Annotated in this window: 4 protein-coding genes, 1 tRNA gene and 2 pseudogenes; 2 read left to right on the top strand and 5 right to left on the bottom strand. The window is 56.8% G+C overall.

Annotated features, from left to right (window positions below; genetic code table 11):
- Positions 1–1,123 (top strand): IS3 family transposase gene (locus QZY01_RS20800; RefSeq protein ID WP_294541041.1). Its coding sequence is split into 2 segments (ribosomal slippage), with 1,124 coding nucleotides annotated over them: positions 1–255 and positions 255–1,123; the frame shifts between segments, so codons are not numbered across the junction. This gene is flagged as partial in the annotation.
- Between the two features lie 146 nt (positions 1,124–1,269).
- Positions 1,270–1,785 (top strand): annotated as a pseudogene (locus QZY01_RS20795) (IS1595 family transposase); the annotation flags it as partial.
- Positions 1,786–2,140: 355 nt separating this feature from the next.
- On the opposite strand, the gene QZY01_RS20790 reads toward QZY01_RS20795, so the two are convergent.
- The 5 genes and pseudogenes from QZY01_RS20790 to QZY01_RS20770 all read right to left on the bottom strand — a co-directional run bounded on the left by QZY01_RS20790 (position 2,141) and on the right by QZY01_RS20770 (position 7,678).
- Positions 2,141–2,246, bottom strand: a tRNA-Ser gene (locus QZY01_RS20790).
- 556 nt (positions 2,247–2,802) lie between these two features.
- Positions 2,803–3,543: pseudogene (locus QZY01_RS20785) on the bottom strand (nucleoid-associated protein); the annotation flags it as partial.
- Positions 3,544–3,670: 127 nt separating this feature from the next.
- A complete protein-coding gene (locus tag QZY01_RS20780; RefSeq protein WP_294541039.1) occupies positions 3,671–3,814 on the bottom strand; it encodes a hypothetical protein in 144 nt (47 codons plus the stop codon).
- 389 nt (positions 3,815–4,203) lie between these two features.
- Positions 4,204–6,972, bottom strand: coding sequence for a phospholipase D-like domain-containing anti-phage protein (locus QZY01_RS20775; protein ID WP_294541037.1), 2,769 nt, complete (start codon positions 6,970–6,972; stop codon positions 4,204–4,206).
- A gap of 4 nt (positions 6,973–6,976) precedes the next feature.
- Positions 6,977–7,678: a hypothetical protein gene (locus tag QZY01_RS20770; protein ID WP_294541035.1), complete on the bottom strand. Its 702-nt coding sequence runs from the start codon at positions 7,676–7,678 to the stop codon at positions 6,977–6,979.
- Positions 7,679–7,832 lie beyond the last annotated feature (154 nt).

Here is a 7,832-nt window from a genome sequence, read left to right as displayed (position 1 = left end):
GACCGCGTCGGAACCACACGCCGGCATTCAAGGCGAAGGTGGCTCTGGCCGCCCTGAAGGGCGAAAAGACGCTGACCGAATTGGCGCAACAGTTCGATATTCACGCCAACCAGATCACGCAATGGAAGGCTCAGCTGCTTGAAGGCGCGGCCGGGGTCTTCGGGCACGGCGGGAGCGAAGCCTCCGCGCCGGTCGTCGATTTAAAGGCGCTGCATGCCAAGATCGGAGAGTTGGCGCTGGAGAACGATTTTTTGGAAGGGGCGCTCGCCAAAGCGGGTTTGCTGAGCGCAAAACGATGATCGACAGGGATCACGATCTTTCCCTCGTCCGGCAGGCGAAGGTTTTGAACATCAGCCGGAGCAGCGTTTACTACAGCCCCCGGCCCGTTTCGCCCGAGGACCTCGCGATCATGCGGCGGATCGACGAACTGCATCTGGAATATCCGTTCGCCGGAAGCCGGATGCTGCGCGACTTTCTGAATCGCGTAGGCGTTCCGATCGGGCGCCGCCATGTGGCGACGCTGATGAAGCGCATGGGCATTGAGGCGATCTATCGCAAGCCGAACACGTCGAAGCCGGCGCCGGGCCACAAGATTTATCCGTATCTGTTACGCGGCGTGACAGTCGAGAAGCCGAACCAGGTCTGGGCCACCGACATCACGTATATTCCGATGGCGCGGGGCTTTGTCTATCTCGTCGCCATTGTCGACTGGTTCACGCGGCGCGTGTTGTCGCATCGGGTGTCGATCACGATGGAGGCTGGTTTTTGCGTCGAGGCGCTGGAGGAAGCTCTGGCGAAACATGGCAAGCCGGAGATTTTCAACACGGACCAGGGCAGCCAGTTCACCAGCGAGGAGTTCACGCATGTGCTGATCGACCACAAGATCGCCATCAGCATGGACGGAAAGGGGGCTTGGCGCGACAACGTGTTTGTCGAAAGGCTTTGGAAATCGGTGAAGTACGAGGAGGTTTATCTGCGCGCTTACGACAGCGTCGGCGACGCGCGAGCGTCGCTTGGCCGATACCTCCATTTTTATAACAGCCTGCGTCCGCATTCGAGCCTTGACCGGCGGACGCCGGACGAGGCTTACTTCAACCATCCAGCCATCGCGATGGCCGCATGAATTTTTCGCCGCCGGGCATTTGTCGCAATTCCGGTTGGGCTACGCCCGCCCTCCATCGCGACAAATGCCCGGCAATCCGCTAACAACCAAACCCGGCAGAACGACACTTATCTTTCGCGGGAAACTGTTCAGACAACCGGGACCACCTCATGACTAAGGCCGATGGCTTTGAAATGCTGCGGGGCCACGTTGAGCTTGATGAGGCTTATGTCGGCGGTCATCGCTCTGGCAAGCGCGGTCGCGGCGCCGAAGGCAAGACGATTGTCATGGGTCTTAAGGAGCGCGGCGGAAACCTGACGACGCGGGTTATCCCGAACGTCAAGAAAGATACGCTTAGCGTCGTTCTCGAAAATGTCGAAAAGGGCGCCGTCGTCTCGACCGACGAGCTTTACAGCTACAATTTACTGGACGGCGACGGCTACAAGCATGGCGCGTTCAAGCATGGCGCGAAGGAGTGGATCTATTACGACTATCGGCACGACGCGACGCACCATACCAACAACGTCGAATCGTTTTGGAAGCTGTTTAAAAAGTCGGTCGCATCAACGCATATCCATATCAGCGCTACTCACATGGATCGGTATCTTGGCGAGTTTTCGTTTCGGTCGAACCATCGCCAGATGCGGAACGCGATGTTTGATTTTCTGATTGCGGCGCTTTAACCAGCGCCGCCGTCAAGTCGTCGAACGCGGCGCGGTCGATAGGCCCGATGCCACGCGCTTCCTCTTGAGAAACAAAATCATCTAGCGCGCCAGAAGCTTGAGCTGCCGCTAACGATAAGTAGCCGAGAGTCTTGACGGATTCTCGCAAAAATGCATACTCCTATAACATTAGAGGGCAACATGATAACTCATGCAGCCCCCTAAAGCGAGCAGCCAACCTAGCGGCTCAAACTGCTGTTATTAAGCTGATCGCGCGCCACATGACCAGTTCCTTTCTACCGTAGCCACGGTGGTTTGGGTTGGGTTGGCACCACAGGGAACGCCGCGCCAGCAAGCAAATCCCTGCGGAGTGGTGCGGAGACGGTGGGCTTCGAACCCACACTCTCCCGATTAGCAATCGGGTGCTGTGCGACCTTGGACTTTTGAAGGGCCCCTTGGTCATCCAGTTCAGCTTCGTCTCCAACTTTTAGAGGGGCCTCGACTTCGGTCGGGGCCCTCTCAATTTCGGGCTCAACATCCTCCGGTTCAGCGTCGTCGCCCGCGCCGTCAAGCCATAGTTTTTCTTCCTTGTGGATTAGTCTGTCACGCCGTAGCCTGGATAGCGTCCCAAGCACGGTATTGTGATCCGTGTTTCTGCCGCTCTGGACAACGGCTGACGTTACGTCTCCGGCAGTGATTCCGTTTGACGCCTTGATGATTGAGTGGACAAGGTCCCTCAAAGACACAGAGCCAGTTGGCGTTGGTACTGAATCCGGCCGGCCCTCCAATGTTGCAATTGCATCATCAAACGAGCGCAAGGCTGCGCGTGCGTCACGTAGCATCAACACCAACCGATCAACTTCGGCGGCGGATTTTTCGCGTTCGGCCTTGAGGACAACAATGGCAGGATTCGTCATGCAGGCGAGACTAAAGGCGGAACACTCAGCCGTCAAGACGTGTTTGATTTTTTTTATCAACCAAGCCGCGTGTTGTGCGTGTAAAAAGACATAAACATATCTTTATGTTAGGTGACTTGTGTCAAGGGGATAATCCCCTTTTGTTTTGCAATGTCATGAACGGATGCACGAGTCCCCTTTGCGGGATCAGCAATGCCGAGGCATAATGACGAACATCGAACACATTCTGTGGCGACCGCCGGTCGACACATCTTCCGCGAATCCGGCAGCATCGAAATTTCGCGACACGCCACCGAAGTGGAAATTTGACTATGTCTCTTTTCGTGATCGTCGCCCTCGGCGTTTTCGTCGGACTTCTTCTGTTTATCACTTGCGCCGCGCCAGTGATGGGCGCCGTCGACGCCGTGTTTGTGCGGCCGGTTCGCGCCGCTGTCAGTGCAGCCGTGAGATCAGGTGGCAGGTCAGTGAACGTCAGTGTTTTTGCTTTGGCGTCGTAAAGGATTTTGCCGCCGCTCAGGGCTTCGCGTTCGAATTCAACCGACCATAACTTGGTGCGCGCTCGGAATTTTACGAGTGCTCCGAGAGATCTGCGGTCGGGGACGAAGTCGTCATTTAACTTCAAATCCGAATCCGTAAGGACTTCCACCAATTTATCTGGTAATTTTGGCATAAGTTCGTTGGCGAGTGCCTCGAATTCAATCGGTTCTTTGTTACTCGCGGCTTTTTCGCAGATTGATTTTTCTTTCGCCAAGAATTCGTCTTTGACGACTCCCGTCATCTTTTGGTTGTCGGCGAATGCTTTCAACGCCTTGACAAGGTCGGTGGTGTCTTTCTTGTCTTGAACCGTGGAGTCACATCCGAGAAATAATCTGAATTATTCGGATACGTCGCCCTTGCCTTTCAGAAAGCCGATATAACGTTCTTCGCCGGCAAGCCAGCCGGTAAGGTTAATGCGTCCGGCAAACCGAAAGCCATCCACATCAAGGTGTTTATGTCGCTGCCGGCATGACGCCGAGAACGGCGAGTTCCAGACTGAGGCTGATCGGGTCTTTCCCGGTTTGGGTGGCCAACTCATAGAGGGAGACGTATTTCTCCTTGAATTGCTGGATCTGGATTTTAGGGATTGCCATCATCGGGCAGCGGTTTTTGGGGTTTCGAACTTCCTCCAGAGACAAAACGCCTTGGCGGATCAGTTCGAGAGTGCCGCGGGTTGACGTTCCCAGAAGATAAAATGCCCTGGATTTCGGGACGGCGTCGGGCTCTGGATCGGCGAGAACGCGCTTTACCTCGTCGAGGTTGACGAGGACGGAGGAAAACCCGACGGCGCCGGCGAGGCGGCCGCGCCAGGTGAGGCGGTCTTCCAGTATCGCTGCGACGACTTCGGCGGCGCTGCGGTTGGCGCGCCGCGATGCTTCGGCGATCTCGGACGGTCGTTTTAACGAAGCATGAGCTTTGCAAAAGAATCTTTAGAATTATGGCGACTGCGACGATGGCGTCGATGAAATTCGCCGTGAACGAATGCTTATGCCGGCGGCCGTTCCCTTTCACCCCATCCCCGAGAAAGACGTTTTGTGACGTCGGTGCGGGCGAGCACTCGTTCGCAAAGTTCCCATCGCTGGTCGTCAGCTGTTACATCTTCTTCGTAACGTAAGTCGAAGGCATTGGCTTGCTTCTTCTTCGTCGTAAAGTCGCGAAGCTTTTCGTCGAGGTTTTCAATATCATCGATCCAGTCGGCATCGATTACGTCTGGCAAGGTTCCGAAAATGCTGTAGCGGTCCTGCATGCGGGACGAGAGCTTCTCATAGACCTTTTCGTCGATCGTGCCGTGATAGACGAAATTGGCCATATCGACCTTTTCACGTCGTTGGCCGAACCTCTTTATGCGGCCGATACGCTGTTCCAAGCGCGATGGATTCCAGGGAAGATCGACGTCGATGAGAGTTCCAAGTGTTTGGAGGTTCAGGCCTTCGCAGGCCGCGTCGGTGGCGACGACCAGCCTAATGCGGTGCTCTTTGACCGCCTTTTTTATTTCCTCACGAAGGACGCTTTTCCATTCACCGTTAATGAGCAGGCCTGATTTTCCGGCGCCGGCATAGACGGCGACCGTCTCGCCGGGTAGGCGTTGGGTCAGGCGTTCGCCAATCCATTTGACCGTGTCGTAGTACTGGCTGAAGATGATGCAGCCCATCTCCAGCCAGCGGCGTTCGACCAGATAGAACAGGACAGCGTCCAGCTTTGGGTCAGTCGGGTTTTTTCCAAGTTCGTCAATGATCGTTTGGAGGTGGAGCCGCTCCTCGTCGACTATTTCCAGTTTGTCGTCGCCGAGGTCCAGTTGGAATTCCTCGTCTTCGATCGGGCGTCCTTCCAGCAGTTTTCGCGCTGTTGAAAGCCCGGAAGCGACGCTGGAACAGATCCGTTGCCGCAGCATCCCTTTCAGGAATCCGGCGGCTTTTTGGCGTTTGCCGAACGCCTTGGTGAATTTTTCGGCGGCCTCATAGGCGTTGTCGAACTCGACGGTGGTCCGCAGCCCAAGCCCGTCGAACATGGCGGGCGCCGTTCCAAGCATCGGATGGATGTCGACCGGTATCCTTGGAAGCAATCCGGCAGCTTCCAATTTCGCGCGCCGGCGCAGCACGACGTGGCGGACGATGGGGTTATTTCTTTGGAAGAATGCCAAGCCGTTGGAGCGCGTCAGGACATCGTCTTCGAACTGCGGCCGAACGAAATCGTCATCGTCGGGTATTTGGCTGTAGGGTATGTCGGTGACGAACTTGGCGTCCGGCAAGCCGATGGCGTTTCGCACATAACCGAAGATCACGTCGGCTTCTTTGGCCGGCGGTATAGGATTCTGGAACCATTCCCAAGCGTCGCGCTCGGTTTTTGGTTCTACCTCGCCGGTGATCATAGGCACAGCTTTGACGTGATTGCGCCAGGGGCTCCATGCGTTGCCGAGCACGAAATCTATGCCTTGGCTCAGGACCTTCAACAGGTCCCACAGATCGGCGACATCCGTTTGGATGGGGGTCGCGGTGCCGAGGAGGACGTGCTCTGCGCGGCCGGCCGCCTCCATCATGAATTCCAAAAGATTGTTGGCCTTGCGCTCGTCTGCCGACTTCGTTTTGGTGCCTCGGGCGCGGTGCGCCTCATCGAGCATAACGAGGCCGAATTTCTTCGCCATCAGGAGTTTACGCTCCTCTGTCATGTGGACGATCAGGCCGGTTGAAACGATGGCGATCTGGCGCGGGCATTTCAGGATACCTTCGGCGCCGACAGATGGAAGAGGCAGCTCATCCGGATCGAGTTGCCATGCCTTTTGGCTGGATAGCCAAACTGCCGAGGGCATGTTGAGTTTGTCCTTCAACTCCATCTGCCACTGGGTCGTCAGCGTGGCCGGGCAAAGGATCAGGACGGGTCCGTCGCCGAGCAGGGACGAGACCAGTGCGCTGCCGGCGAGCGATAGCGTCTTGCCGACGCCGACCTCGTCCGCCAGCAGCAGACGTACCTTTCCGTAGACGGCGCGATGATGGAGAAACAGGCCGACGAAGGCCCGCTGCCACGACATCAGTTGCTCTCCGCCGCGGTAGAGGTTGCTTTCCACCAGGGCGGCCGGCGCCACATCCTGCGCCTCCAGTTCCTCCAACTGGACCTCGACCCGCCTTGCGCTACGGCCGATCTCTTCGATGATGGCGTCGGGAAGGGGCTTGCCGATCGCCCAGAGATGCTCGAACTCGTCCTCGACCCACGCGACGCCGTCGGCCGAGGAGTCCTCCCACACCAGTTCGTAGTTCTGGCTCCAGCCTTCGCGGGTCTCGTTCAGGCTGCCCATAAAGGACGTCGCCGATCCGTCAGGTTGACGAATGACGCCGGCCTTGCCGTGAAGAAAGGGCGCGTCGGCGCGGGACACGACACGTATTTCGACATTTCCCTTCTTCAAAATCTCATACAGCCGCCTGTAGCGCGGGCGCCGGAGGAAGCTTTCGACGGAATCATCGACCTCGTTCCAGCGTTCCTTGAGAAGCTGCTCGCGGGCCTGCTTGGCGGCGTTGATGTCCTGTGGATCGAGATCGGCGTTGCAGACGACTCGCACCTTGCCGATGGATTCGATCTCTTCATTAACAAGGTCGAAGATCGAGGACCGGAAATAGCCGGCGATGCGGAGATATTCCGACGCGCCTTTGAGCCTATCCTTTAGATATACGTGGGACAGGCGCCCATGGCGCGAAGAGAAGCGATTCAGCATTCCGCCGCCAACGAGTTCGGTTAAGCTGCCATCGCCGGTCTTAACGTCCATGCCGTCATCCAAATCGTTCGTTGCGAATCAATCCATGGAGGATACCGGCAGCACGGGATTCCTGCTCGTCGATTTTGGTTCGTTTTTTTGAGATGTATTCGGCAAGCGATGCTAGGTCTTCACGGGCGTTGAAATAATCGGGAACCAAGTCGCGCAGGTGGGACAACACCTCGTCGCCGTCGATGTCGTTCTGGATTTCGTAAATAGCGAAGAGGAGGGCGCGGGATTTCGATCCGCCGAACTCGCCGCCTTCGAAACCAGATTTCTTGAACTCCTTGGCGGACTTCAGTCTGGCCTTGTTGGGTTCTAGCGAACCCATCAGGTCGTCGTATTTCGGCACACGGAAGGCGCGGGAGAAGTTCTGGTAGTTGTCGAGCTTATTGGCCCCGGTCTCCTCGACATCCATCATCTTGAAGAAGAAGCGTTCGGAGCCGGTGAGGTTCTCCCAAACCTTCGGAGACATGCGTTCCGGAACCATGTGCTCGTTGGCGATCTGCACCGCCAACTCGATGACGTCGGCGACTAGACCGCGCTCGCCCTTCGTGCGCGGGCGCAATGCCTCCTTTGTCATGTCCACGCCGTCGATGGTTGTGTATTTCGTCAACACGCGCAGGGCGGCGGCGTATCCGGCCATCTGGAGGTCGGCATCCTCGAACAGGTTCTCGATGCGCCCATGGCCTTTCAGCGACTGATTCAGGCCTGACATCGTGTCGATCTGATGTTAGCGGCACGGCGACCCCACCTACCAATTTTTTGAACGTTCGCTAGCATTCTGGTCGGGCCATGGATGGAGCGGGTGTCGCTGTGAAGAATGATAGTCCTAATGATACTCATCAAGACAATCGCAATGACAACGGGAG

Source organism: uncultured Rhodoblastus sp., assembly GCF_903903185.1.
Classification (GTDB): Bacteria; Pseudomonadota; Alphaproteobacteria; order Rhizobiales; family Beijerinckiaceae; genus Rhodoblastus.
Note: the sequence above shows the minus strand (reverse complement) of the source record. Positions and strands in the feature narration are given on the sequence as shown.